24 protein-coding genes are annotated in these 24,296 nt (G+C 72.3%); 14 read left to right on the forward strand and 10 right to left on the reverse strand.

Annotation, left to right across the window (positions count from 1 at the left end; genetic code table 11):
- Positions 1–65: 65 nt before the first annotated feature.
- The gene (gene ilvC / locus ACGWYL_RS11275; protein ID WP_179425315.1) at positions 66–1,091 is read left to right on the forward strand and encodes a ketol-acid reductoisomerase; all 1,026 of its coding nucleotides are present in this window, start codon (positions 66–68) and stop codon (positions 1,089–1,091) included.
- A 70-nt stretch (positions 1,092–1,161) separates the two neighbouring features.
- On the opposite strand, the gene ACGWYL_RS11280 is transcribed toward ilvC, so the two are convergent.
- From ACGWYL_RS11280 to ACGWYL_RS11290, 3 genes are all read right to left on the reverse strand, one after another.
- On the reverse strand, positions 1,162–2,067 hold the full coding sequence (locus tag ACGWYL_RS11280) for a universal stress protein (protein WP_269306323.1): 906 nt from the start codon (positions 2,065–2,067) through the stop codon (positions 1,162–1,164).
- Positions 2,064–3,539, reverse strand: coding sequence for an APC family permease (locus ACGWYL_RS11285; protein ID WP_395487207.1), 1,476 nt, complete (start codon positions 3,537–3,539; stop codon positions 2,064–2,066). Before ACGWYL_RS11285 ends, ACGWYL_RS11280 begins: the two co-directional genes overlap by 4 nt.
- Before the next feature lie 94 nt (positions 3,540–3,633).
- Positions 3,634–5,079, reverse strand: coding sequence for a PLP-dependent aminotransferase family protein (locus ACGWYL_RS11290; RefSeq protein WP_395487208.1), 1,446 nt, complete (start codon positions 5,077–5,079; stop codon positions 3,634–3,636).
- Between the two features lie 60 nt (positions 5,080–5,139).
- Between ACGWYL_RS11290 and ACGWYL_RS11295 the strand changes: the two genes are divergently transcribed.
- Together ACGWYL_RS11295 and ACGWYL_RS11300 are read left to right on the forward strand one after the other, a co-directional pair.
- Positions 5,140–5,271, forward strand: a complete 132-nt coding sequence (locus ACGWYL_RS11295; RefSeq protein ID WP_269306328.1) for a hypothetical protein — start codon at positions 5,140–5,142, stop codon at positions 5,269–5,271.
- On the forward strand, positions 5,268–5,870 hold the full coding sequence (locus tag ACGWYL_RS11300) for a YitT family protein (RefSeq protein ID WP_395487209.1): 603 nt from the start codon (positions 5,268–5,270) through the stop codon (positions 5,868–5,870). The genes ACGWYL_RS11295 and ACGWYL_RS11300 overlap by 4 nt, the downstream gene beginning before the upstream one ends.
- A 7-nt stretch (positions 5,871–5,877) precedes the next feature.
- On the opposite strand, the gene ACGWYL_RS11305 is transcribed toward ACGWYL_RS11300, so the two are convergent.
- Together ACGWYL_RS11305 and ACGWYL_RS11310 are read right to left on the reverse strand one after the other, a co-directional pair.
- Positions 5,878–6,312, reverse strand: a complete 435-nt coding sequence (locus ACGWYL_RS11305; protein ID WP_395487210.1) for an aromatic ring-opening dioxygenase LigA — start codon at positions 6,310–6,312, stop codon at positions 5,878–5,880.
- Between the two features lie 81 nt (positions 6,313–6,393).
- A complete protein-coding gene (locus ACGWYL_RS11310) occupies positions 6,394–6,957 on the reverse strand; it encodes an O-methyltransferase (protein ID WP_179425304.1) in 564 nt (187 codons plus the stop codon).
- Positions 6,958–7,159: 202 nt separating this feature from the next.
- On the opposite strand from ACGWYL_RS11310, the gene ACGWYL_RS11315 reads away from it, so the two are divergent.
- Genes ACGWYL_RS11315 through ACGWYL_RS11325 form a run of 3 tightly spaced genes read left to right on the forward strand, consistent with a single transcriptional unit; the run spans position 7,160 to position 9,635 of the window.
- Positions 7,160–7,381 (forward strand): hypothetical protein, encoded by a 222-nt coding sequence (locus ACGWYL_RS11315; RefSeq protein ID WP_179425302.1) that lies wholly within the window; start codon positions 7,160–7,162, stop codon positions 7,379–7,381.
- Between the two features lie 59 nt (positions 7,382–7,440).
- Positions 7,441–8,499 carry a 3-isopropylmalate dehydrogenase gene (locus ACGWYL_RS11320; RefSeq protein WP_395487211.1) on the forward strand — a complete coding sequence of 353 codons (1,059 nt, stop codon included), beginning with the start codon at positions 7,441–7,443 and terminating at the stop codon, positions 8,497–8,499.
- 41 nt (positions 8,500–8,540) lie between these two features.
- Complete coding sequence (locus ACGWYL_RS11325; RefSeq protein ID WP_269306338.1) at positions 8,541–9,635, forward strand: branched-chain amino acid aminotransferase; 1,095 nt, start codon at positions 8,541–8,543, stop codon at positions 9,633–9,635.
- A gap of 84 nt (positions 9,636–9,719) precedes the next feature.
- Here the strand turns inward: ACGWYL_RS11325 and ACGWYL_RS11330 are convergent, their stop codons facing one another.
- Together ACGWYL_RS11330 and ACGWYL_RS11335 are read right to left on the reverse strand one after the other, a co-directional pair.
- Complete coding sequence (locus tag ACGWYL_RS11330; RefSeq protein WP_179425296.1) at positions 9,720–10,277, reverse strand: LemA family protein; 558 nt, start codon at positions 10,275–10,277, stop codon at positions 9,720–9,722.
- 64 nt (positions 10,278–10,341) lie between these two features.
- Entirely contained in the window at positions 10,342–12,123 is a 1,782-nt protein-coding gene (locus ACGWYL_RS11335; RefSeq protein WP_395487212.1) for a DUF2207 domain-containing protein, read from the reverse strand.
- 71 nt (positions 12,124–12,194) lie between these two features.
- On the opposite strand from ACGWYL_RS11335, the gene argG reads away from it, so the two are divergent.
- From argG to argH, 8 genes are all read left to right on the forward strand, one after another.
- Positions 12,195–13,625, forward strand: a complete 1,431-nt coding sequence (argG, locus tag ACGWYL_RS11340; RefSeq protein ID WP_179425294.1) for an argininosuccinate synthase — start codon at positions 12,195–12,197, stop codon at positions 13,623–13,625.
- A 5-nt stretch (positions 13,626–13,630) separates the two neighbouring features.
- Positions 13,631–14,671 carry an N-acetyl-gamma-glutamyl-phosphate reductase gene (gene argC / locus ACGWYL_RS11345; RefSeq protein WP_179425292.1) on the forward strand — a complete coding sequence of 347 codons (1,041 nt, stop codon included), beginning with the start codon at positions 13,631–13,633 and terminating at the stop codon, positions 14,669–14,671.
- Complete coding sequence (gene argJ, locus ACGWYL_RS11350; RefSeq protein ID WP_395487213.1) at positions 14,668–15,834, forward strand: bifunctional glutamate N-acetyltransferase/amino-acid acetyltransferase ArgJ; 1,167 nt, start codon at positions 14,668–14,670, stop codon at positions 15,832–15,834. The genes argC and argJ overlap by 4 nt, the downstream gene beginning before the upstream one ends.
- 10 nt (positions 15,835–15,844) lie before the next feature.
- Complete coding sequence (argB, locus tag ACGWYL_RS11355) at positions 15,845–16,807, forward strand: acetylglutamate kinase (RefSeq protein ID WP_179425288.1); 963 nt, start codon at positions 15,845–15,847, stop codon at positions 16,805–16,807.
- A complete protein-coding gene (locus ACGWYL_RS11360) occupies positions 16,804–18,018 on the forward strand; it encodes an acetylornithine transaminase (RefSeq protein ID WP_395487214.1) in 1,215 nt (404 codons plus the stop codon). Before argB ends, ACGWYL_RS11360 begins: the two co-directional genes overlap by 4 nt.
- A 76-nt stretch (positions 18,019–18,094) precedes the next feature.
- Positions 18,095–19,018 carry an ornithine carbamoyltransferase gene (gene argF, locus ACGWYL_RS11365; RefSeq protein WP_269306349.1) on the forward strand — a complete coding sequence of 308 codons (924 nt, stop codon included), beginning with the start codon at positions 18,095–18,097 and terminating at the stop codon, positions 19,016–19,018.
- Entirely contained in the window at positions 19,015–19,524 is a 510-nt protein-coding gene (locus tag ACGWYL_RS11370) for an arginine repressor (protein ID WP_269306351.1), read from the forward strand. The genes argF and ACGWYL_RS11370 overlap by 4 nt, the downstream gene beginning before the upstream one ends.
- The gene (gene argH, locus ACGWYL_RS11375) at positions 19,517–20,968 is read left to right on the forward strand and encodes an argininosuccinate lyase (RefSeq protein WP_395487215.1); all 1,452 of its coding nucleotides are present in this window, start codon (positions 19,517–19,519) and stop codon (positions 20,966–20,968) included. Before ACGWYL_RS11370 ends, argH begins: the two co-directional genes overlap by 8 nt.
- Before the next feature lie 6 nt (positions 20,969–20,974).
- Here the strand turns inward: argH and ACGWYL_RS11380 are convergent, their stop codons facing one another.
- From ACGWYL_RS11380 to ACGWYL_RS11390, 3 genes are read right to left on the reverse strand one after another with little or no spacing between them, the layout of a single operon-like run.
- Entirely contained in the window at positions 20,975–21,931 is a 957-nt protein-coding gene (locus ACGWYL_RS11380; protein ID WP_395487216.1) for a DUF2804 domain-containing protein, read from the reverse strand.
- Positions 21,932–21,978: 47 nt separating this feature from the next.
- The gene (locus tag ACGWYL_RS11385) at positions 21,979–22,641 is read right to left on the reverse strand and encodes a response regulator (protein WP_179425278.1); all 663 of its coding nucleotides are present in this window, start codon (positions 22,639–22,641) and stop codon (positions 21,979–21,981) included.
- Entirely contained in the window at positions 22,638–24,239 is a 1,602-nt protein-coding gene (locus ACGWYL_RS11390) for an ATP-binding protein (RefSeq protein WP_395487217.1), read from the reverse strand. Before ACGWYL_RS11390 ends, ACGWYL_RS11385 begins: the two co-directional genes overlap by 4 nt.
- Between the last annotated feature and the right edge of the window lie 57 nt (positions 24,240–24,296).

Below are 24,296 nucleotides of genomic sequence, written 5' to 3' on the forward strand. Positions count from 1 at the left end.
CACCCCACATCGCGCCGGCGCACGCACCTGCGCCTTCGACCCCCAACCAAGGAGAACCGAGAATCGTGGCTGAACTGTTCTACGACGACGACGCCGACCTGTCCCTGATCCAGGGCAAGAACGTGGCCGTGATCGGCTACGGCAGCCAGGGCCACGCCCACGCGCTCAACCTGCGCGACTCGGGCGTCGACGTCCGCATCGGCCTGGCCGACGGCAGCAAGAGCAAGGCCAAGGCCGAGGCCGAGGGCCTGCGCGTCCTCCCGGTCGCCGAGGCGGTCGAGGAGTCCGACGTGATCGTCATCCTCACGCCCGACCAGGTGCAGCGTCACGTCTACACCGAGTCGATCGCGCCCAACCTGACCACCGGCGACACGCTGGTGTTCGGCCACGGCTTCAACATCCGCTTCGGCTACATCAAGCCGGCCGAGGGCGTCGACGTCATCATGGTCGCCCCGAAGGCCCCCGGCCACACCGTGCGTCGCGAGTTCGTCGCCGGCCGCGGCATCCCCGACATCATCGCGGTCGAGCAGGACGCCTCGGGCCAGGCCTGGGACCTCGCGCTCTCGTACGCGAAGGGCATCGGCGGCACGCGCGCCGGCGTCATCAAGACCACCTTCACCGAGGAGACCGAGACCGACCTCTTCGGCGAGCAGGCCGTGCTGTGCGGCGGCATGTCGCACCTGGTCCAGGCGGGCTTCGAGGTGCTGACCGAGGCCGGCTACCAGCCCGAGATCGCCTACTTCGAGGTGCTGCACGAGCTCAAGCTGATCGTCGACCTCATGTGGGAGGGCGGCATCGCCAAGCAGCGCTGGAGCATCTCCGACACCGCCGAGTACGGCGACTACGTGTCCGGCCCCCGCGTCATCGACTCGGGCGTCAAGGAGCGCATGCAGCAGGTCCTGGGCGACATCCAGTCCGGCGCGTTCGCCGAGCGCTTCATCGCCGACCAGGACAACGGAGGCAAGGAGTTCCTCGAGCTGCGCGAGAAGGAGGCCGGTCACCCGATCGAGGCCACCGGCAAGGCCCTGCGCTCGCACTTCTCGTGGAAGCAGGCCGACGACGACTACACCGAGGGCAGCGCGGCTCGCTGAGTCCGTCCTCCGTCGCCGAGCGCGGCGTCCCGTCCGACCACGTGTCGGCGCGGGGCGCCGCGTTCGTGCGTCAGGAGCGGGGCGCGCGGGCGCGCGGAGGGCGGGGGAGCAGGATCACCGGCACGGGGCTGTGGTTGACGATCCTGGTCGCGGTGGACCCCATGAAGACGCGCGACACGGGGCCGTGACGGCTGGAGCCGACGGCGAGCAGGTCTCCGGGGCTCCACTCGAACGAGTCGAGCGCGAGCGACCAGCGCTCGGCGCTGGTGACCTGGGTCGTGGTGACGTCGACGCCGGGCGCGAGCGCGCGGATGCCGTCGGCCAGCTGGTCCTGATGCTGGCGCACGAGCGCCGCCCACGCCTCGCGCACGCCCTGGTCGGCGAAGGCCGCGAAGGCGGTGCGCGAGCCGCTGCGCACGGCGAACGTCACGATCTCGACCGGCACCTTGAGCCAGAGCGCGAGCGAGGCGATCGGTCCGTTCAGCGCCGCGTCCGACGCGGTCGGGTCCACCGCCACGACGAGTCGCTCGATGCCGCCGTCGTGGGCGTGGAAGCCGCGGGGCGCCAGCGCCACCGGGATCGCCGAGCTGTGCGCCAGCCGGCCGTTCGTGCTGCCGAAGGCGATGCGGCCCAGGGCGCCGTGCGACGCCGAGCCCGCCACCACGAGCCGGGCGTTCCGGGCGCGGCTCTCGTCCAGCAGCGCCTGCGGCACTGACGACGCGGTGCGCGAGACGGTGACGACGTCGGCCTCCTCGCCCAGGTGCGCCCGGGCGATGGCCAGCGCCTCCTCGGTCTGCTCCTTGACGTAGCGGCGCCACTCGTCGTCCACGCCGGCGAAGTCGCGCAGCGAGTCCCAGCTGTCCTGGACCACGCTCGTGACGACCAGCTCCTCGCCCGTGGTGCGCGCGAACTCGACCGCGAGGTCGAGCGCCGCGAGGCTGCGGGTGTCGCTGCCGAACCCGACGACGACGCTCACGCAGGATCACCCTCGGGGGACTTGTTGAGCCGCGAGTGGCGGTACCCGTAGGCGAAGTACACGACGAAGCCGAGCGCGAGCCAGACCAGGAACCGCAGCCACGTGTCGACCTTGAGGCTGGCCATGAGGCCCACGCACGAGGCGACGGTGGCGATCGGCAGGATCGGCACCCACGGCGTGCGGAACGGGCGCTTCATGTCGGGCTGCGTGCGGCGCAGCACGATCACGGCGATCGCCACGACGACGAAGGCGAACAGCGTGCCGATGCTGACCATCTCCGCCAGCACCGAGATCGGGACGAGACCGGCGAGCAGTGCCACCGCCACCACGGTGAGGCTGGTCATCAGGACGGGCGTGCCCCACGTGGGGTGGATGCGGCGGAACGCCTCGGGCAGCAGGCCGTCACGTGCCAGTGCGAAGCCGATGCGCGGCATGGCGACGAGGTCGACGAGGATCACCGACGTCAGGCCGGCGATGGCGGCGATGCCGATGAGGATGCCCGCCCACTCCAGGCCGACCTGGTCGAAGACGTCGGCGACGGCATCGCCCTCGGAGAGGTCGGAGTAGTGGACCATGCCGGTCAGGACGATGCAGACGCCCACGTAGAGCGCGGTGCAGATGCCGAGCGTGCCGAGCAGGCCGAGCGGCATGTCGCGCTCGGGCTTCTTGGTCTCCTCGCCGAGGTTCGCCACGGCCTCGAAGCCGGAGTAGGCGAAGAACACCACGGCGGCGGCCACGAAGATGCCGGTGAGGCCGAACGTGGCCGGCTCGACGCCGGAGAGGAACTGCCACAGCGGCGCGTGCAGGCTGCTCGAGGAGCCGCCGTCGCCCGACGGGGGCTGCGACTCGGGGATGAACGGCACGAGGTTGCCGGTGTTGACGTAGAAGGCGCCGACCGCGATGACGAACACGCACACGAGCACCTTGATGACGACGAGTCCGTTCGTGACCCACGCCGACTCGCGGATGCCGCGCAGCGCGACCCAGCCCAGCACGAACACGATGAAGATCGCGCCGACGTTGACGACGGAGCCCTCCTCGGCGAACCACTTGTCCGGAAGGTCGAAGACACCGGCGACGTAGCCCGACCAGCCACGCGCCACCACCGCCGCGCCGAGCGCGAACTCGAGGATGAGGTCCCACGCGATGATCCAGGCGAAGATCTCGCCGATCGTCGTGTAGCTGTAGGTGTACGAGCTGCCGGCCGTCGGCACGGCCGAGGCGAGCTCGGCGTAGCAGAGGGCCGCCAGCAGGGCGACCGCTCCGGCGATGAGGAAGGAGATCGTCACGCCGGGTCCGGCGTTCTCCTTCGCCTGCAGGCCGGTCAGCGTGAAGATGCCCGTGCCGATGACGAAGCCGATCAGGTCCAGCGCCGACAGGTTCTTCTTGAGGCTGCCGTGCTCCTGGCTCTCCGGCGTCTCGTCGTTCTGGTGGATGACGTCGTCGACGCTCTTCTTCCTCAGCAGATCCATGCCCTGCCCCCTGCGGATCGTGCCCCGGGTGGGGCGAAATGGCCTGCACAGAAGCCTGCGGGCATCGGTACCGGCCCGCAACAGGAGCGGACGCTCAGGCGATGAGGTCGACCGCGTCCGGATCGCGGGTGGCGCCCGCGTGGCCCTCGGTGACGCGCTCCCACGCCCGGGCGAGGCGCCCCACCGCGTCCTCCAGCTGGTGGGGCGCCAGCGCGAAGGGAAGTCGCAGTCGTCGCTCGCCGACCGCGGCGCTGGTCGCGTAGAACCGCGGCCCGGGCGTGAGGGTCAGGCCCTCCTCCTCGGCCACCGCGACGAGCGCCGAGCTCAGGGGAGCGGGCAGCGTGGCCCACGCGGTCAGGCCGCCCTCGGGCCGCGTCAGCGACCAGTCGGGCAGGTGGGTGCCGACGGCCTGGACGAGGACGTCGCGGCGGTGCCGCAGCTCGGCTCGCCGCGCCGTCAGGTCGAGGTCGCCGTCCTCGAGCGCGGTGGCCATGACGAGCTGGTCGAGCGCGGCCGTGCCGAGGTCTCGCGTCATGCGGGCGTGGACGAGCCGGGGCACCAACGTGCGGGGAGCGCGGATCCACCCGATGCGCAGCCCGCCCCAGAGCGACTTCGCCGCCGAGCCCACGACGATCGCGGACGAGTCGTGAGCGGCGTAGTGCTCGGGCAGGGGAGCGTCGCCCAGGCTCACGTCGCGCAGGGTCTCGTCGATGATCGTGGTGACGCCGGCCGCCGGCAGGATGCGCGCCAGCTCGCGGCGCTGCGCCGAGGGCATCAGAGTGCCGGTGGGGTTGTGGAAGTCGGCCACGAACAGGGCGAGGCCGGCGGCGGGCGCGAGCCGGGCCACCTCGTCGACGGGCCACGGGTCGTCGCCGGTGGGCAGCGGCAGCAGCCGCGCGCCGGCGCGCCCCAGCAGGTCGAACGCATGGGGGTAGCCGCAGCCCTCCACGAGGACCCGCTCGCCGGGCCGCACGAGCACCGAGACGAGCAGCGACAGCGCGCTCTGGGCGCCGGTCGTGACGACGATCTGCTCCGGGTCGGTGGGCAGACCGTGGCTCGTGTACCGGGCGGCGAGCCTCTCGCGCAGGATCGGCAGGCCGTCCGGCAGGTAGCCGTCGGTCGCCAGCAGCGCGGGCAGGCTGGTCATCGCCCGCTGGATCAGGGCGGCGAAGCCCTCCGGCGCCTCCGACGCCGCGGCGGTGAGGGCGATGCCGTCGTGGCGCGAGGGTCGCGCCAGCATGCTCGTCGAGCCCGCGCGGCCGACGGGCAGCTCGACCACGGTTCCGGAGCCCTGCCGTGTGCGCACCAGGCGACTCTCGCGCAGCACCTCGTAGGCGCGCGTGGTGGTGGTGCGGCTCAGCCCGGTGGCCTCGGCCAGCGAGCGCTCGCTCGGCAGGGTCGTCCCCGACGGGATGCGCCCGTCCATCACCGCGCCGCGGATCTGGGTGGCGAGCCGGCGGTAGGCGGGGCCGGCTCCGGGGTCGGCGTCGCCGAGCATCGACGCGAGACGGCGGGCGGAGAGGGCGGTGGCACGGGCCATGAGGCCACTTTGGCAGGATTGGCTATGGAATCCAAGTCCAGTTCGGCGCAGAGTGAGAGGGTGCTCCTGTGGATGATCCTGATGGCCCTCGCGATGTGGGGGATCGCGGCCACCGTGCGCGTCGTGCGACGCGACGGGCTGCGTCGGCTGCCCACCGCGCCGATCCTGCGCCGGCCCGAGGCGCGGCGATGACGCGCCGTCTCGTGCAGCTCTTCGTCGGGCTGTGGCTCTACGGCGCGACCATGGCCCTGCTGGTGCGGGCCGGCATGGGGCTCGACCCGTGGGACGTCTTCCACGAGGGTCTGACCCACCACCTGCCGCTGACGTTCGGGCAGGTCGTCATCCTCGTCGGGGCACTCGTGCTGCTGGCCTGGATCCCGCTGCGCCAGCGTCCGGGCTTCGGCACGATCGCGAACGTCGTGGTGATCGGCCTGGCGGCCGACGCCACCCTGGCGGTCCTGCCCGAGGCCTCGGGTCCGGTGTGGGGCACGGCGATGCTGGTGGCCGGCGTCGTCGGCAACGGCATGGCGGGCGCCATGTACGTCGGAGCGGGCCTGGGCCCGGGCCCGCGCGACGGCCTGTGGACCGGCATCGTCCGACGCACCGGCGCGAGCGTGCGGCGCGTGCGCACGATGCTCGAGCTGGCCGTCCTCGCCACGGGCTTCCTGCTGGGCGGCACGGTGGGCATCGGCACGGTGCTCTATGCCGTGGCCATCGGCCCGATCGTGCAGCTCTTCCTGCCGTGGTTCGAGGTGCGCCGGGTCGCGGCCGCCGAGCCGGCCACGACCTGACGTCCGCTCAGGGCGCGAGGCGACGCAGCGACCAGCCCATCAGGATCCACATGAGACCCATGCCGGCCGCGAACAGCGCGACGCCGTAGGCGACCACCGACGTGAACAGCGAGGCACGCAGGAACGAGGCGTTCATCGCGACCTCGCGCAGTGGGTCGTCCTGCTCCAGCTCGGCGTAGGTCTTGCCACCCGTCGCCTCGAGGGCGTGCTTGTCGATCACCTGCGCCTGCGAGTAGGCGTCGAGCGGGCCGTTCACCTGCTTGCCGCCGAACCACTCGGCGTCCTCGGAGACGGTGATGTTCTGGGCCTTCAGCTGGTCGGTGACGACCCACCACGTGGCGGCCCCGGCTACGACGAGGACGATGCCGGCGATGATCGACAGCAGTCCGACGGTGCGGACGCCTCGCGGACTGGTGGTGTGGGCGTAGGTCGGTTCGGACATGACGACTCCTCCTCCGTCGGGGTCTCGATGACCCGTTGGGCCGAGAGTAGGACGGCGAGGGGTTCGCCCGTGCCGGTCGCGTCAGCGGCGCGTGGCGATGATGAGGCTGGCGTCGGGGTCGATCAGCATCTCGACGGCGGCGAAGCGCTCGTCGGTGAGCCACTGCTCGCGGATCGTGTCGACCTGGCCGTCGACGATCGGCGGCCAGAACGCCGAGGGGACGAAGTCGTCGAGCACGGCGATGCCGCCGGGCTCGAGGAGGTCGGCCATCACGTCGATGCTGGCCATGACGTCGCGCACGTCCACGAACAGCAGGGAGAACGGCGCGTACTGCTCGAGCACGGTCCAGTCGCCGCACGTGACCTCGACGTTCGAGGCGTCGTGGAAGATGCCCTGCACGTCCTCGGCGAGGCCGGGATCGAGCTCGGCGGTGACGATGTGGGCGCCCTTCGGGGCTCCGCTGGACAGCCAGGCCGAGCCCACGCCGCAGCCGGTGCCGAGCTCGGCGAGGGTGCCGTGGCGCGAGGCGGCCAAGGTCGCCAGCAGTCGGCCCGTCTCGCTGCGGGTGGAGGTGATGAAGCCGCGGCGCCGGGACAGGTCCAGGGCGCGGGCGACCAGATCAGGGACCTCAGCCGGAGCGCTCATGAGGCCAGTGTTCCACGTGGCGGGCACGAAGGCGCCCGGGCTCACCCGCTGAGATCTGCGTGGGGTGCAGACGGCGGCCCGGACCCTGGTGTACAGTCGCGGCCATGCGGAAGCAGCTCGTACTCATCGCTTGCCGCGGCAGGACCTCCTAGGGCCACACCTGCCGCGGAGTTTCGGCGTTGGCTCGACGACTCTGCAGCAGATGTTCTGGACCAGGACCTGGTTCTCCTCCTCTGAAACGCTGACCGACGTCACCCGTCGCAGCACGTGGCCCCGCAGGGTCGTCGGTCCCGTCGGATCCCGCACCGACCACCACTGCCACTTCAGAGGAGCACTCATGTTCGACCCGATCATCGCCATGGAATGGGGACCCGCGCACCTGCGCGACGACGCCGATTTCGACGAGACGCCCGAAGACAACTGACGACCGGATAGCGAGACCCGAGTTTCAACATCTGAGATCGACGGTTCTAGGATGGACTCATGACCAGCACCTATTCCCTCGCGGTCGTCGCCGGCGACGGCATCGGCCCGGAAGTCACCGAGCAGGCCCTGAAGGTTCTCGACGTCGTCGCGCAGGGGTCCGGACTCACGTTCGACCGCACGGCCTACGACCTGGGCGCGCGCCGCTGGCACGCGACCGGCGAGACGCTGCCCGACAGCGTCCTCGAGGAGATCCGCGGGCACGACGCGATCCTGCTCGGCGCGGTCGGCGACCCGTCGGTCCCGTCCGGGGTGCTGGAGCGCGGACTGCTGCTGCGGCTGCGGTTCGAGCTCGACCACTACGTGAACCTGCGTCCCTCGAAGCTGTTCCCGGGCGTCCCCACGCCGCTGGCCGACCCGGGTGACATCGACTTCGTCGTCGTCCGTGAGGGCACCGAGGGACCGTACGTCGGCAACGGCGGCGCGATCCGCGTCGGCACGCCGCACGAGGTCGCCACCGAGGTCAGCCTCAACACGGCCTTCGGCGTCGAGCGTGTGGTCCGCGACGCGTTCGCCCGTGCGCAGGCGCGCCCGCGTCGCAAGCTGACGCTCGTGCACAAGAACAACGTGCTCGTCCACGCCGGCCACCTGTGGAGCCGCACGGTCGACGCCGTCGCGGCGGAGTTCCCCGACGTCACGGTCGACTACCTGCACGTCGACGCCGCCACGATCTTCCTGGCGACCGACCCGGCGCGCTTCGACGTGATCGTCACGGACAACCTGTTCGGCGACATCCTCACCGACCTGGCCGCCGCCGTCACCGGTGGCATCGGCCTGGCCGCGAGCGGCAACGTCAACCCCGACCGCACCGCCCCGAGCATGTTCGAGCCGGTCCACGGCTCGGCGCCCGACATCGCCGGCCAGTCCAAGGCCGACCCGACCGCCGCGATCCTCTCGGCCGGCCTGCTGCTCGACCACCTCGGCCACGCCGCCGAGGCGGCGCGCATCACCGCCGCCGTCGAGGCCGACATCGCCGCGCGCGACGGGCAGCCGCGATCCACGCAGGAGGTGGGGGAGGCCATCGCGTCGCGCGTGGCCGCGGAGGTATCGGTCGCCTGACGACCCCTCCCACCACTCCCGAAAGGACTATCGTGTCCGCCATGACCACCCCTGCGTTCACCCCCCGGATCGAGACCAACGCGAACGCACGCAGCGACGCCGAGCGCTCGGAGATCCTCGCCGATCCCGGGTTCGGCAACCACTTCACCGACCACATGTTCCTGACCGAGTGGACGCCGGACCGCGACTGGCACGACCCCCGCGTCGTGCCGTACGGCCCGCTGTCGCTCGACCCGGCCACGGCGGTGCTGCACTACGCCCAGGAGATCTTCGAGGGCCTCAAGGCCTACGCCCACGCCGACGGCTCGGTGTGGCTGTTCCGTCCCGAGGCCAACGCGGCCCGGATGCAGCGCTCGGCGCACCGCCTCGCGCTGCCCGAGCTGCCGGTCGAGTGGTTCATCGGGTCGGTGCGGTCGCTGATCGAGACCGACCGCGCGTGGGTGCCCACGGGCGAGGAGCGCAGCCTCTACCTGCGCCCCTTCATGTTCGCGTCCGAGGTCTTCCTGGGCGTGCGGCCCAGCCAGCACGTCACGTACTCGGTGATCGCGTCGCCCGCCGGCGCCTACTTCTCCGAGGGCATCAAGCCGGTCGACATCTGGCTCTCCAGCGAGTACAGCCGGGCGGGCGCCGGTGGCACGGGCGCCGCGAAGTGCGGCGGCAACTACGCCGCCAGCCTGCTGCCCCAGCAGGAGGCCGCGACGCACGGCTGCGCGCAGGTCGCGTTCCTGGACTCGGTGGAGCACCGCTGGGTCGAGGAGCTCGGTGGCATGAACCTGTACTTCGTCCACTCCGACGGCTCGATCGTCACGCCCGAGCTCAGTGGTTCGATCCTCGAGGGCATCACCCGCGACTCGATCCTGGCCATCGCCAAGGACCTGGGCCACGACGTCATCGAGCGCAAGGTCTCGATCGACGACTGGCGCGACGGCGTCGCCGACGGCACGATCACCGAGGTCTTCGCCTGCGGCACCGCCGCGGTGGTCACTCCGGTGGGCAAGCTCAAGTGGGACGGTGGCGAGGTCGTCAGCGCCGAGGGCGAGCCGGGCAAGGTCACGGCCGACATCCGCTCGGCACTGGTCGACATCCAGTACGGCCGCGCCGAGGACCGCCACGGCTGGATGACCCGCGCGGTCTGAGCTCCGCCGACCGCGAGATTTGCTCCCTTTTCGACCTTTCAGCCCGGCTGAAAGGTCGAAAAGGGAGCACATCTCGTTGCGGGGTCAGAACTGGACGGTGGGCGGGGCGTCCTGGCCGGCGGGAGCGTCGTAGAAGGTGCGCTCCTTCACGCCGGCGACGCCCGTGAAGAACATCCACGGGATCGTGCGCACCAGCTGGTTGAGCGCCCGCACCGCGTCGTTGTAGTACTGACGCGCGAACGACAGCTTGTCCTCGGTGTCGCTCAGCTCGGTCTGCAGGTGCTGGAAGTTCGCGGAGGCCTTGAGGTCGGGGTACGCCTCGGCGACGGCCATCACGTCGACGAGGGCACGCTCGAGGCGGGCCTCGGCGGCCGCGCGCTGCTCGACCGAGCCCGAGCGGGCGGCCTCGGTGACGCCGGCGCGCGCGGCGGTGACCTCCTCGAAGACGCCGCGCTCGTGGGCGGCGTAGCCCTTCACAGCGTTCACCAGGTTCGGGATGAGGTCGGCGCGGCGGGTCAGCTGCACGTCGATCCCGCCGAGCGCCTCCTGGGCGGCGATGTCGGCCGTGCGCAGCCGGTTGAACGCGACGACCCCGAACAGCACGAGGGCGACGACGATCGCGACGATGATCCAGATCAGCACGGGAACCTCCAGGAACGGGAACTGGTCGAAACTCTAGTGGGGCGCGGCGCCGGGGCCGAGGGGTTCACCACGAGCCGCCCCCGCCTCCGCCGCCTCCGCCACCGCTGAAGCCGCCGCCCCCACCGCCCCCGCTCGATGAGGAGGAGATGCTCGCGGTGTAGGCGCCGATCGAGCTGGAGAGCGCGCTCTCGAAGCTGCTGAAGGCGGCCGCGCCGCTGGCGCCGACGCTGCCGCCGCCCGTCGTGCCGCCGTACCAGACCGGGACGGGTGCGGGCAGGCCCGTGGCGGTCTCGTACTTGAGGGCCCACAGGTCGGCGACGCCGAAGGCGACCGCGTAGGGGATGAAGGCGGTGTAGAGGTCCTCGCGGCCGCTGAAGTCGAACCGGTCCTTCGCCGCGTCGGTGCTGAGGAAGCGCTCGAAGCCACCGGCGCGCGACCACAGCTCGCGGCCCTCGCGGGTGCGGCGCCGGCCGACACCGGGCATCAGCACGCCGACCGAGCCGATCGCGAAGGCGGCGAAGGGCATCAGGTAGAGGCCGGTGACCCCGACGAACGTGCCGCCGATCACCACGCCGATCGCGACCACGAGGAGCGCGCGCCACAGCCACTCGTGCGAGGCCGGGACTACGGTGCGGCTGGTGGTGCCCCAGGCCCGGGCGACGCCGGGCAGTGCGGTCTTCACCGCGGACAGGCGCTTGCCCGACTCGATCGAGCCGTCGGCCGTGAACGTGCGGCCCTCGCCGCGCAGGTCGAGCCCGGAGACGACCTCGCGGGCGAGCGGGTCGAGGCGGTCCCACGTGGCGGGGTCGACGTGGCTCGTGACGGTCCAGTCCTTGCCGTGCTGCCGCAGCTCGACGTGCTGCTGCTCGGCCAGGTGCAGCAGCGTGGCGGTCAGGGCGTGGCGGGGCACCCGCTCGTCGGTGACGTAGGCCGTCTGCACCGGACCGAGTCCTTCGGGCGGTTCGAACAGCACGGGGAGGCCGGGCACGCGCTCCCGCGTGGTGCGCTCCAGGAGGTAGCCCACGAGCAGGGCGACCGCGGAGATCAGCACGACGACGGCGAGGGCGGACAGCGACGAGCCCAGCATCCGGTCCCAGCCGATCGACCAGGGGACGTGCGCGCGGTCGGGGGCGGGGGAGTCCATCGCGGCGCGCACCACCACGGCGGTGTGGGGCGCGAGGTCGGTGGCCGTGATGCGCAGCTCGCGGGAGCCCTCGCCCTCGACGGTGCACGGGCGCCCGTCGCCGATCGAGCACTCCAGGCGGTCGGTCGGGTGCGGCAGGGAGACGCGCAGGTCGGCCACGCTGATCGGCATGCTCCAGCCCGCGGCCACGACCTGCCAGACGAGCTCGGCGCGGTCGGACTCGCCGCCGGTCCAGCTGGCGCTCGAGTCGGCCAGGCTCTCGGGATTCGGACCCAGCACGCCGTCGATCCGGTAGTCGATCGTGTAGGTGTGGGTGCCGGCCGCCAGGTAGGTGTTCGGGTCGCCGATCTTGGCCACGCGGAAGCGCCGGCCCTGCTCCCAGGAGCGGCTGACGGGCACGGGCTCGCCGTCGAGGCGGATGCGCACGTCCTTCGGGTGGTACCGGACGGTGTGGTCGCCCTGGTCCGAGCGGTCCCAGTAGCGGAAGATGCCGTGGCGTCCCCACGGGAAGTCGGCGGTGATGGTCTCGCTCGCGTGCAGGGTGCCGTCCGCGTCGACGTCGTACGTCGCGCGGTACGACGTGATCGTCACGGGATCGGCGACACCGGTGCTGGAGGAGCCTCCCATCGTCGCGAGCGCGGGGACGAGCAGCAGTCCGGCGAGGATCACCGCGGTGACCAACCGGAGCACGAGACGGGCCATGGCGGGATACTAGGCGGAGCGGACCCCACCCCGAATGCAAAGTCTTGCAGTGTTGTGCAAGAATGTTCCCCATGTCCAAGGTCCTCACCACTCTTCCCGTCGGCGAGCGCGTCGGCATCGCCTTCTCCGGCGGACTCGACACGTCCGTCGCCGTCGCCTGGATGCGCGACAAGGGCGCCGTGCCCTGCACGTACACCGCCGACCTCGGCCAGTACGACGAGCCGGACATCTCCGGCGTCCCCGGACGCGCGATGGAGTACGGCGCCGAGCTGGCCCGGGCCATCGACTGCAAGCGCCCCCTCGTCGACGAGGGCCTGGCCGCCCTCGCGTGCGGCGCCTTCCACATCAAGTCGGCGGGCCGCACCTACTTCAACACCACCCCGCTGGGCCGCGCCGTCACCGGCACGCTGCTCGTGCGCGCGATGCACGAGGACGGCGTCAACATCTGGGGCGACGGCTCGACCTTCAAGGGCAACGACATTGAGCGGTTCTACCGCTACGGCCTGCTGGCCAACCCCGAGCTGCGCGTCTACAAGCCGTGGCTCGACGCCGACTTCGTCCACGAGCTGGGCGGCCGCACCGAGATGAGCCAGTGGCTCGTCGAGCACGGCCTGCCGTACCGGGACAGCCAGGAGAAGGCGTACTCGACCGACGCCAACATCTGGGGCGCCACGCACGAGGCCAAGACGCTGGAGCACCTCGACGTCTCGCTGGAGACCGTCGACCCGATCATGGGCGTGAAGTTCTGGGACCCGTCGGTGGACATCGACGCCGAGGACGTCACGATCTCGTTCGAGGAGGGTCGCCCCGTCGCCATCAACGGCACCCGGTTCGACGACCCGGTCGCGCTCGTCCACGAGGCCAACGTGATCGGCGGCCGGCACGGACTGGGCATGTCCGACCAGATCGAGAACCGCATCATCGAGGCCAAGAGCCGGGGCATCTACGAGGCGCCGGGCATGGCGCTGCTGTGGATCGCCTACGAGCGGCTGGTCAACGCGGTGCACAACGAGGACACCATCGCGAACTACCACGCGCACGGCCGTCGCCTCGGCCGGCTGATGTACGAGGGCCGGTGGCTCGACCCGCAGGCGATGATGCTGCGCGAGTCGATCCAGCGCTGGATCGCGTCGCTCGTGCACGGCTCGGTCACGCTGCGGCTGCGGCGGGGCGAGGACTACTCGATCCTCGACACCCAGGGCTCGCACTTCTCCTACCACCCCGAGAAGCTCTCGATGGAGCGCACCGAGAACGCCGTCTTCGGACCCACCGACCGGATCGGCCAGCTCACGATGCGCAATCTCGACATCGCCGACTCGCGCGCCAAGCTCGAGATGTACGCCTCGCAGCCGCTCGACCAGGGCCAGGTCCTGGTCGAGAACGGCACGCTGTTCGGCGACCTGCCGGCCGGCGGCGCCATGCGGATCGAGGCGAACCCCTCGGTCGAGGGTGACGAGGAGGTGGCTCTCGAGGCCGCCGCCATGGAGTTCGGGACGGACTGATCGCCATGATCAAGGTCGCCGTCACCGGTGCCACCGGGTACGCCGGCGGAGAAGTGCTGCGGCTGCTGCTGTCGCACCCCGAGGTCGAGGTGGGCGCGCTGACCGCGGCGTCCACCGCGGGCTCGCGGTTCGGCCAGCACCAGCCCCACCTGCTCCCGCTGGCCGACCGGATCGTCGCCGAGACCACCCCCGAGACCCTCGCCGGACACGACGTCGTGTTCCTGGCGCTGCCGCACGGCGCGTCGGGCGCCGTCGCCGCGCAGCTGCCCGACGACGTCCTCGTGATCGACTGCGGGGCCGACCACCGGCTCGAGAGCTCGCAGGACTGGGCCGACTACTACGGCGGCGAGCACGCGGGCACCTGGCCGTACGGCATGCCCGAGCTCATCACGGGCTCCTCGCGTCAGCGCGCGGCGCTGGCCGGCGCGCGGCGCGTCGCCGTGCCGGGCTGCAACGTCACCGCCGTGACGCTGGGCCTGCAGCCGGCGGTCGCCGCGGGTCTGGTCGAGACCACCGACCTCGTCGCGGTGCTGGCGAACGGGTACTCCGGCGCGGGCAAGTCGCTCAAGACGCACCTGCTGGCGTCCGAGGGCCTGGGCGCCGCGCTGCCGTACGCGGTCGGCGGCAGCCACCGCCACATCCCCGAGATCGCGCAGAACCTCACGAAGGCCGGTGCGCCCGAGGTGACGATCTCCTTCACGCCCACGCTGGTGCCGATGGCGCGGGGCATCCTGGCCACCGCCACCGCGCGGCTGGCCGAGGGCATCGACGAGGCGCAGGTGCGCGCCGCCTACGAGGACGCGTACGGCGACGAGCCGTTCCTGCACCTGCTGCCCGAGGGCCAGTGGCCCACCACGGCCGCCACGCTGGGCGCCAACACGGCCCAGATCCAGGTCGCGGTCGACGAGCGCGCGGGTCGCCTCGTCACGGTCACGGCCATCGACAACCTCGTCAAGGGCACGGCCGGCGCGGCCGTCCAGTCGATGAACCTCGCGCTGGGTCTGCCCGAGACCACCGGACTCACCACGATCGGAGTGGCGCCATGAACGAGAACAGCACGGGCGTGACCGCTGCGCAGGGATTCCGGGCCGCGGGCGTCACCGCCGGCCTCAAGGAATCGGGCAAGCCCGACATCGCGCTCGTCGTCAACGACGGTCCGTCGTCGGCCGCGGCCGCCGTGTTCACCTCGAACCGCTGCAAGGCGCACCCGGTGATCTGGAGCGAGCAGGCGATCAAGGGCGGCAGCGCCCGCTCGATCGTGCTCAACTCCGGCGGCGCCAACTGCTACACGGGACCCGAGGGATTCGCGGCCACGCACCGCACGGCCGAGCGCGTCGCCGAGCACCTCGGCATCGGTGCGATCGACGTCCAGGTCTGCTCGACGGGCCTCATCGGGCGCCTGCTCGACGAGCCCAAGGTGCTGGCCGGGGTCGACGCGGCCGTCGTCGCTCTCTCGCCCGAGGGCGGCGCCGACGCAGCGACGGCGATCATGACCACCGACACCGTCATGAAGCAGTCCGTCGCGCAGGGCGACGGCTGGGTCATCGGCGGCATGGCGAAGGGCGCGGGCATGCTCGCCCCGGCGCTGGCCACGATGCTCGTCGTCGTCACGACCGACGCCGACCTCGACGCGGCCACGCTCGACACCGCCCTGCGGACCGCCACGGCCCAGACGTTCGACCGGCTCGACTCCGACGGCTGCCAGTCCACCAACGACACCGTGCTGCTGATGGCGTCCGGTGCCTCGGGCGTCGCGCCGGAGGTCGCCGCGTTCACCGAGGCGCTCACCACCGTGTGCCGCGACCTCGCGCTGCAGCTGCTGGCCGACGCCGAGGGCGCCGACCACGAGATCGCGATCACCACGGTCAACGCCGCGAGCGAGCAGGACGCGCTCGAGGTCGGCCGGTCCGTCGCGCGCAGCAACCTGTTCAAGACGGCGATCTACGGCAAGGACCCCAACTGGGGCCGCATCCTGGCCTCGGCCGGCACCACGACCGCGGAGTTCGACCCGCTCGACCTCGACGTCGCGGTCAACGACGTGTGGGTGTGCCGCAACTCCGGCGTGGGGGAGTCGATCGACCTGGTCGACCTCGAGCCGCGCTCGGTCACGGTCACGATCGACCTCAAGGCAGGCGACCACAGCGCCACGATCTGGACCAACGACCTGACGCACGCCTACGTCCACGAGAACTCCGCCTACTCGACCTGAGGAAGCACCGATGAGTGACAACGAGATGAAGCAGTGGGCGCCCGAGGACTGGGCGGCCGCCACCACGAAGGCGGCCACGCTGGCGCACGCCCTGCCGTGGCTGAAGGCCTACCACGGCAAGATCGTCGTGGTGAAGTACGGCGGCAACGCCATGACCGACGAGCGCCTCAAGCGCGCGTTCGCGGAGGACATCGTCTTCCTGCGGCTGGCCGGCTTCAAGCCGGTGGTCGTGCACGGCGGCGGGCCGCAGATCAGCGCCATGCTCGACCGCCTCCAGATCGAGTCGGAGTTCCGCGGCGGCCTGCGGGTCACCACACCCGAGGCCGTCGAGGTCGTCCGGATGGTGCTCAAGGGCCAGGTCGGCCCCGAGCTGGTCGGCCTGCTCAACCAGCACGGCGACCTCGCCGTCGGCCTGTCCGGTGAGGACGGCGGCCTGTTCCGTGCCCAGCGCACCCAGCCGGTCGTCGACGGCGAGCCGGTCGACGTGGGCCTCGTGGGCGAGGTCGTCGGGGTGCGTCCCGAGGCCGTCATCGACCTCATCGACGCCGGTCGCATCCCGGTGGTCTCCACCGTCGCGCCCGACGCCGACGGCCAGGTGCTCAACGTCAACGCCGACACGGCCGCCTCGGCCCTCGCCGTGGCGCTCGGGGCCGAGAAGCTGCTGGTCCTCACCGACGTCGAGGGCCTCTACGCCGACTGGCCGAACAGCAGTGACGTCATCGGCGAGATCAGCCCCGAGTCGCTCGAGGCGATCCTGCCCGAGCTGGCCAGCGGCATGATCCCCAAGATGACCGCGTGCCTCAACGCCGTCCGTGGCGGCGTCAAGCGCGCCACCGTCGTCGACGGTCGCGAGGAGCACGCCGTGCTGCTGGAGATCTTCACCGACGAGGGCGTCGGCACCCAGGTGCTCGCCGGCGCACGGACCAAGATCCGCACCGCGATGTACACGACCAGTGCGAAGGAGAAGTCGTGAGTCTTCCTGAAGGAGTCGTGATCCACGGCCGCGAGCCCCGGCTCGGCGGCGCCGAGTGGACCGAGCGCTACCGCGGCGCGGTGATGAACACGTTCGGCGACCCGCAGCGCGTGCTCGTGCGCGGCGAGGGCTCCCACGTGTGGGACGCCGACGGCAACCGCTACCTCGACCTGCTCGGCGGCATCGCCGTCAACGTGCTCGGCCACGGGCACCCCGCGATCCTCGAGGCCGTCGCGCAGCAGCTGCAGACGCTCGGCCACATCAGCAACTTCTTCGCGTCGGCGCCCCAGATCGAGCTCGCCGAGAAGCTGCTCGAGCTGCTCGGCTCCGACGGCCGCGTCTTCTTCGCGAACTCGGGCACCGAGGCCAACGAGGCCGCGTTCAAGGCCACCCGCCGCACGGGCCGCACCACGGTCGTCGCTGCCGAGGGCTCGTTCCACGGCCGCTCGATGGGCGCGCTCGCGCTGACCTCGAAGGCCGCCTACCGCGAGCCGTTCGAGCCGCTGCCGGGCGACGTCCGCTGGGTGCCGTTCGGCGACGCCGAGGCACTGGCCGCGGCCGTCGACGAGACCGTGGCCGCCGTGATCCTCGAGCCCATCCAGGGGGAGGCCGGCGTCATCGTGCCGCCGGAGGACTACCTCGCGGCCGCCCGCCGGATCACGTCCGAGCACGGCGCGCTGCTGTGGCTCGACGAGGTCCAGACCGGCATCGGCCGCACCGGCGACTGGTTCGGGCACACGCCGTCGGGCGTCACGCCCGACCTGGTGACCTTCGCCAAGGGCCTCGGCGGCGGCATCCCGATCGGTGCGTGCGTCGCGCTCGGGGAGGCCGCCACGCTGCTCGGCCCGGGCAACCACGGCACCACGTTCGGCGGCAACCCGGTCGCGACCGCCGCCGGCCTGGCCGTCATCTCCACGATCGAGTCGCAGGGCCTGCTCGCGGCCACGCAGGCGCGCGGCGACCAGCTCGCCGACGGCCTCACCCGCCACGCGCGGGTCGAGGGCGTCACGGGTCGAGGCCTGCTGCGGGGCGTCGTGCTCAGCGAGCCGCGCGCGGCCGACGTGCAGAAGGCCGCGCTCGACGCCGGGCTCATCGTGAACGCCCCCACGCCCGACCGGCTGCGCCTCGCGCCGCCGCTCGTGCTGACCGAGGACGAGGCCGCCCACGCCGTGTCCACCCTCGGCGCGATCCTCGACGAGGTGCTCTCATGAGCGAGCGCCAGCGAGCGAGCATCGGCACGGGCATGGTGCCGCCGACGTACCCTGCACTTTCCACGGAGGTGGGATCATGACCCGGCACTTCCTGCGGGACGACGACCTGACTCCCGAAGAACAGGCTGAAGTGCTGGCGCTCGCCGCCGAACTGAAGGCCGAGCCGTACTCGCGCCGCCCGCTCGCGGGACCCCAGTCGGTGGTCGTGCTGTTCGACAAGTCGTCCACCCGCACGCGCGTGTCGTTCGCGGTGGGCATCGCCGACCTCGGTGGCAATCCCGTCGTGATGGACACGGGCGTCACGCAGGTGGGTCGCGGCGAGCCGATCGCCGACACGGCGCGCGTCCTGGGCCGCATGGCCAGCGCCGTCGTGTGGCGCACCTACGCCCAGGACGGCCTCGAGCAGATGGCCGAGCACGCGGGCGTCCCGGTGGTCAACGCGCTCTCGGACGACTTCCACCCGTGTCAGATCCTCGCGGACTGGCTGACGGTGATCGAGCACAAGGGCGCGCTCGCCGGGCTCACGGTCGCCTACGTGGGCGACGGGGCCAACAACATGGGCCACTCGTACCTCCTCGGCGGCGCCACGGCGGGCATGCACGTCCGCGTCGGCGCACCCGAGGGCTTTCAGCCCGATCCCGCGATCGTCGCCGACGCCGAGCGGATCGCCGCCGGCACGGGCGGCTCCGTCGCGGTCACTGCCGACCCGGCCGCCGCCGTGGCCGGAGCCGACGTCGTCATCACCGACACGTGGGTCTCGATGGGGCAGGAGGACGAGAAGGCCGAGCGCGTCGCGCTGTTCGGCGCCTACTCGGTCACCGCGGACCTCATGGCCAAGGCCGACCCCGAGGCGATCGTGCTCCACTGCCTCCCGGCGTACCGGGGGCTCGAGATCGCCGCCGACGTCATCGACGGACCGCAGTCCGTGGTGTGGGACGAGGCCGAGAACCGCGTCCACGCCCAGAAGGCGGTCCTGACCTGGCTGCTGGAACGGTCATGATCCCCGGCACCAAGGCGTCCCGCCAAGCGCTCATCGTCGACCTGCTCGGCACGTGCGACGTGCGGTCGCAGGGCGAGCTCGTCGACCTGCTGCGCGAGCGCGGGGTCACCGCGACGGCGTCCACGGTGTCGCGCGACCTCGACGAGCTCGACGCCGTCCGCGTCCGCCAGGGCGACGGCAGCCTCGTCTACGCGGTTCCGGCCGAGGGCGGCGACCGCAGCGCGCGGGCCGCCTCCGACTCGTCCGCAGCGCAGGTCCGGCTCCAGCGGCTGCTGCGCGAGCTGCTCGTCTCGGCGCAGTCGTCCGCGAACCTCGTGGTGCTGCGCACCCCGCCCGGTGCCGCGCAGTTCCTGGCCTCCGCGATCGACCACGTGCAGATGAGCGAGACGCTCGGCACGATCGCCGGCGACGACACGGTCATGCTGATCTCGCGCGACCCGGCCGGCGGCGAGGCCCTCGCCGCCCACCTGAACTCCCTCGCCCGTAAGGTGCCCACCGATGACTGACTCCTCCGACCTCACGCCCGCCGTGCCCGGCTCCACCGACGTCGAGGCCGCCGACTCGCGGCTCTGGGGCGGGCGCTTCGCGTCCGGCCCGTCGCCCGAGCTGACCGAGCTCTCGCGCTCCACGCACTTCGACTGGCGGCTCGCGCCCTACGACCTCGCCGGCTCGCGCGCCCACGCGCGTGTGCTGCACTCCGCGGGCCTGCTGACCGACGACGACCTCGCGGCCATGATGGACGGCATCGCGTCGCTCGACGGCGACGTCCGCTCGGGTGCCTTCCGCCCCGAGCCGGGCGACGAGGACGTCCACTCCGCGCTCGAGCGCGGCCTGATGGAGCGACTCGGCGCCGACCTCGGCGGTCGCCTGCGCGCCGGCCGCTCGCGCAACGACCAGGTCGCCACGCTCTTCCGCGCCTACCTGCGCGACCACGCGCGCCAGGTCGCCTCGCTCGTCCGCGAGCTCGTCGAGGCCATCGCCGGGCAGGCCGAGCGCCACCTGGGTGCCCCGATGCCCGGCCGCACGCACCTCCAGCACGCCCAGCCCGTGCTGCTCTCGCACCACCTGCTGGCCCACGCGTGGCCGCTCGTGCGCGACCTCGATCGCCTGCGCGAGTGGGACGCCCGCGTCGGCTCCGAGTCGCCCTACGGCTCGGGCGCGCTCGCGGGCTCCTCGCTGGGCCTCGACCCCGAGGCGGTCGCGGCCGACCTCGGCTTCACCGGCTCGGCCGCGAACTCGATCGACGGCACCGCGGCGCGCGACTTCGTCGCCGAGTTCGCCTTCGTGGCGGCGCAGATCGGCGTCGACGTCTCCCGGCTCGCCGAGGAGATCATCCTGTGGAACACGAAGGAGTTCGACTTCGTCACGCTGCACGACGGGTACTCCACCGGGTCGAGCATCATGCCGCAGAAGAAGAACCCCGACATCGCCGAGCTCGCGCGCGGCAAGGCCGGCCGTCTGATCGGCAACGTGTCGGGCCTGCTGGCCACCCTCAAGGCGCTGCCGCTGGCCTACAACCGCGACCTGCAGGAGGACAAGGAGCCGGTCTTCGACTCGATCGACACGCTCGAGGTCCTGCTGCCGGCGTTCACCGGCATGGTCGCCACGCTCGAGTTCAACACCACGCGGATGGCCGAGCTGGCGCCGCAGGGCTTCGCGCTGGCCACCGACATCGCCGAGTGGCTCGTCCGTCAGGGCGTGCCGTTCCGCGTCGCGCACGAGCTCTCGGGCGCCTGCGTCCGGGCCTGCGAGGAGCGCGGCATCGAGCTGTGGGACCTCAGCGACGACGACTTCGCGCAGATCTCGCCGCACCTGGCCGGCGCGTCCGAGCCCGGGGGAGTGCGGCAGGTGCTGACGCTCGCCGGCTCGATCGCCTCGCGCGACGGCCGTGGCGGCACCGCCCAGGCGCGCGTCACCGAGCAGCTCGCGGAGCTCCGCTCGCGGCTCTGAGGGTCCTCACCAGCGGTTGCGGGCCTCCTCGGCCCAGCCGACGAGGCCGTCGAGCCGGTGCTCCACGCCCTTGCCGCCGCGGGCCCAGCCCGACCAGCGCCCGAAGGCCTGGTGGGTGCGCGACGCGATCACGCCCAGCTGGGTCTTCGCGACGCGGCGGTGGAAGGGCGTCAGGGTGGCCTCGACGTCGGGGCCCGTGACGGTCCACGGCGACGCGGGGTCCTCGAGGTCGTACGACCACTGGAGGTCGTCGATCCAGTGGTGCAGGCGGCCGTCGACGAACAGGCCGTTCTCGGTCTGGCCGGTCCCGTCGGTCCACTTCCCACCGAGCTGCAGGCCCAGGCGCCGGCCGCCCACGTCGCCGCTCCCGGCACCCCAGTTCCACGTCATCCGGTAGGGCCAGACGCCGCGGCCGCGGTCGAGGACGCCCCAGCCGGCCACGACGGCCTCGCGCTCGCCGTCGACCTCGATCGTGCCGCTCAGCGGCCGCGCGGGGTCCTTCAGTGTGTACTGGAATCGCCGCGGGCTCCACGGCACGACCACCCCGAGCGCGTCGTCGCCGCCCTCGGCCTCCAACGCGACCGTGACCCGCTCGGATTGCACGCTGATGCGCGTGCCCCGGCCGTGGTCGGCGAAGGTCAGCGGTCCGCTCGACACGGTGATCGGCGGGAGGTCGTCGGACAGGCCCGGGCGCAGCGGCCCAAGCTTCGTCGTGTTGAGGCTGACCTCGTGCCGGCGCAGCCGGTCATACGCGTAGACCTGCGTGAGGTTCGCGTAGTCGAGGTCGGCGATCGTCAGGCCCAGCACGAACCGGCGGGTGACGATGCCCCAGTACTCCCAGCGCTTCGCCCGGCCGGTCCAGGGCAGGGCCGTGCGGTGCAGCGGGCGTCGCGTCCAGCCGACGGCGTCGGGGTTGAGGCGGCGGCCGACGGCGAGGTCGACGGGCTCGGCGATCTCGGACATGCCCCGAAGCCTAGGGGCAGCAGGGCGGGCCGGGAGCGGGACTCCGTTCAGTCGAGGAGGTAGCGCCGCTCGGGCCGTCCGGCGGTGCCGTAGCGGAGCCTGACGGTGGCGCGACCGGTGCTCACGAAGTGCTCGAGGTAGCGCCGCGCGCTGACCCTCGAGAGCCCGATCAGCTCGGCGGCCTCGGCCGCCGAGACCTCGCCCGCACCCTCCAGCGCAGCCAGCACCGACGCCGCCGTCTCGGCGCTCAGGCCCTTCGCCAGCGGCGCCGGACCGCCCGGCCCACCGCCGAACGCCCGGTCGATCGCCGACTGGTCCGGCTCGGACTCGGTGTGCAGCGACCGGATCGACTTCGCGACGGCGCGCAGGCGGTCGGCCAGCTCGGGGTACTCGAACGGCTTCACGAGGTACTGCTGCGCGCCACCCAGCAGCGCCGCGCGGACCACGTCGGCGTCGCGCTCGGCGGTGACCATGATGACGCCGACCTCGTGCCCCGAGGCGCGCAGCGCGCGCAGCACCTCGATGCCGTCCATGTCGGGCAGGTGGACGTCGAGCAGCACCAGGTCGGGGCGGAGCTCGGCCACCGCGCTCAGCGCGTCCGCTCCCGTGCCGGCGGTCCCGGCGATCTCGAACCCGTCGGTGCGCTCGACGAACCGCTGGTGGATCCGCGCCACCATGAAGTCGTCGTCGACGACGAGCACGCGGATCATGCGGCGCCGCCCACGAGGGGGAGACGCACCCGGAACGTGGCGCCCGGCCCGCCGGGGTCGAGGGTGGCCGAGCCCCCGCGACGCGTGGCGATGAGGCGCACGAGCGGCAGTCCGATGCCGCGGCCGCCGAGGACCTCGGGCTTCGTCGAGAAGCCGCGCGAGAAGATCGATCCGGCGATCTCGTCCGGCACGCCGGGTCCGTCGTCGCTCACCACGACCTCGATCGTGCCATCGATCTCGGTCAGGCGGACGGCCACCTCGCGCCCGGCGCCGCCGCGGCAGGCGTCCACGGCGTTGTCGACGAGGTTGCCCAGCACGGTGGTGAGGTCGGCGGCCAGGTCCGGCTCCAGGGCTGGCACGTGCGAGGACGGGTCGATCCGCAGGTCCAGTCCGGCCTCGGCCGCCTGGCTGACCTTGGCGGCCAGCAGCGCGGCGACGGCCGGGTCGCGCACCGCGTCGCGCAGACTCGCGTCCAGCACCGCCCGCTCGCGCGTCAGCGTGCCCAGCAGGCTCGCCAGCTCGTCGTACTCGCCCAGCTCGACGAGGCCGGAGATCGTGTGGAGACGGTTCGCGAACTCGTGCGTCTGGGCACGCAGCGCATCGGTGATCGAGAGGTTCGAGCTGAGCTGCTGCTCGACCTCGACGACGTCGGTGCGGTCGCGCATCGTCGTGACGCCGCCGATGCCCAGGCCCCGGCTGGACGCCGCGCGCCGGTTGACCACCAGCACCCGGTCGCCCGTGAGGACGACGGCGTCGCGGGTCTCGGCGTCGCCCCCGATCACCTCGGTCAGCGCGGCGTCGAGTCCCAGCGCGTCGAGCGGCTGCCCGACCGGGTCTCCCGTGACGCCGAGCAGCCGCCGGGCGGCGTCGTTCATGACGGTCACGACGCCGGAGTTGTCCACGGCGACGACGCCCTCGCGGATGCTGTGCAGCAGGGCGTAGCGGTGGTCGGCGAGCGTGGCGATCTCGTCGCCGGCGAGGCCGCGGGTGCGACGCTTCAGCAGCCGCGAGACGGCCCACGTGCCGAGTCCGCCCAGCAAGGCCCCGAGACCGAGGTACGGCGCGAGGTCGGTGGAGGAGTCCGCGATCCGGTCCCACCACGACGGGTAGGCCTGCTCGGCGACCGCGATGCCCACGAGCGTGCCGTCGTCGGCGATCACGGGCGCGTGCGCCGTCACGTAGGTCCGGCCGTCGTGCTCGACGTCGCCGCTCCAGCCGCGTCCCTCGCGCACGCGGCTCTCGCCGAGGTCGAGCGTGGTGCCCACCTCCGACGGCTCGGCCGCGGCGATCACGGTGCCGTCGGGATCGGTCACCAGCACGTCGGTGGCGCCCGACAGCGCGACGGCCCGCTCGACGAACGGCGCGAGCGTCCGGGTGGCGGAGGGCTCGTCGATCGCGGTGCGGACGACCTCGCCGCCCGCGAGGTACTCCGCGACCGACCGCATCGCGCTGCCGCGCTCGTCGGTGAAGGCCGCCGTGCTCTGCCGGAACGAGATCACCGCCACGACGAGCAGCACGGCGGCGACGACCGCCAGCTGCAGCAGCAGCACCTGCCCGGCGAGCGTCAGCCGGCGCCGTCCGGGCGACACGCTCCGCATGACCACAATGACCAGAACCTCCTTTGGTTCCGCAATCGTGACCCACGCCACAAGGGC

Origin of the sequence: Aeromicrobium sp. JJY06, assembly GCF_044069275.1 — a bacterium.
GTDB classification, from domain to species: domain Bacteria; phylum Actinomycetota; class Actinomycetes; order Propionibacteriales; family Nocardioidaceae; genus Aeromicrobium; species Aeromicrobium tamlense.

What these genes read in the sequence shown, in the direction of transcription:
- ACGWYL_RS11285 (WP_395487207.1), bottom strand. Translation starts at nt 3,539, where the DNA reads ATGGATCTGCTGAGGAAGAAGAGCGTCGACGACGTCATCCACCAGAAC.
- ACGWYL_RS11290 (WP_395487208.1), bottom strand. Translation starts at nt 5,079, where the DNA reads ATGGCCCGTGCCACCGCCCTCTCCGCCCGCCGTCTCGCGTCGATGCTC.
- ACGWYL_RS11300 (WP_395487209.1), top strand. Translation starts at nt 5,268, where the DNA reads ATGACGCGCCGTCTCGTGCAGCTCTTCGTCGGGCTGTGGCTCTACGGC.
- ACGWYL_RS11305 (WP_395487210.1), bottom strand. Translation starts at nt 6,312, where the DNA reads ATGTCCGAACCGACCTACGCCCACACCACCAGTCCGCGAGGCGTCCGC.
- ACGWYL_RS11310 (WP_179425304.1), bottom strand. Translation starts at nt 6,957, where the DNA reads ATGAGCGCTCCGGCTGAGGTCCCTGATCTGGTCGCCCGCGCCCTGGAC.
- ACGWYL_RS11315 (WP_179425302.1), top strand. Translation starts at nt 7,160, where the DNA reads ATGTTCTGGACCAGGACCTGGTTCTCCTCCTCTGAAACGCTGACCGAC.
- ACGWYL_RS11320 (WP_395487211.1), top strand. Translation starts at nt 7,441, where the DNA reads ATGACCAGCACCTATTCCCTCGCGGTCGTCGCCGGCGACGGCATCGGC.
- ACGWYL_RS11325 (WP_269306338.1), top strand. Translation starts at nt 8,541, where the DNA reads ATGACCACCCCTGCGTTCACCCCCCGGATCGAGACCAACGCGAACGCA.
- ACGWYL_RS11335 (WP_395487212.1), bottom strand. Translation starts at nt 12,123, where the DNA reads ATGGCCCGTCTCGTGCTCCGGTTGGTCACCGCGGTGATCCTCGCCGGA.
- argG (WP_179425294.1), top strand. Translation starts at nt 12,195, where the DNA reads ATGTCCAAGGTCCTCACCACTCTTCCCGTCGGCGAGCGCGTCGGCATC.
- argC (WP_179425292.1), top strand. Translation starts at nt 13,631, where the DNA reads ATGATCAAGGTCGCCGTCACCGGTGCCACCGGGTACGCCGGCGGAGAA.
- argJ (WP_395487213.1), top strand. Translation starts at nt 14,668, where the DNA reads ATGAACGAGAACAGCACGGGCGTGACCGCTGCGCAGGGATTCCGGGCC.
- argB (WP_179425288.1), top strand. Translation starts at nt 15,845, where the DNA reads ATGAGTGACAACGAGATGAAGCAGTGGGCGCCCGAGGACTGGGCGGCC.
- argF (WP_269306349.1), top strand. Translation starts at nt 18,095, where the DNA reads ATGACCCGGCACTTCCTGCGGGACGACGACCTGACTCCCGAAGAACAG.
- ACGWYL_RS11370 (WP_269306351.1), top strand. Translation starts at nt 19,015, where the DNA reads ATGATCCCCGGCACCAAGGCGTCCCGCCAAGCGCTCATCGTCGACCTG.
- argH (WP_395487215.1), top strand. Translation starts at nt 19,517, where the DNA reads ATGACTGACTCCTCCGACCTCACGCCCGCCGTGCCCGGCTCCACCGAC.
- ACGWYL_RS11380 (WP_395487216.1), bottom strand. Translation starts at nt 21,931, where the DNA reads ATGTCCGAGATCGCCGAGCCCGTCGACCTCGCCGTCGGCCGCCGCCTC.
- ACGWYL_RS11385 (WP_179425278.1), bottom strand. Translation starts at nt 22,641, where the DNA reads ATGATCCGCGTGCTCGTCGTCGACGACGACTTCATGGTGGCGCGGATC.
- ACGWYL_RS11390 (WP_395487217.1), bottom strand. Translation starts at nt 24,239, where the DNA reads ATGCGGAGCGTGTCGCCCGGACGGCGCCGGCTGACGCTCGCCGGGCAG.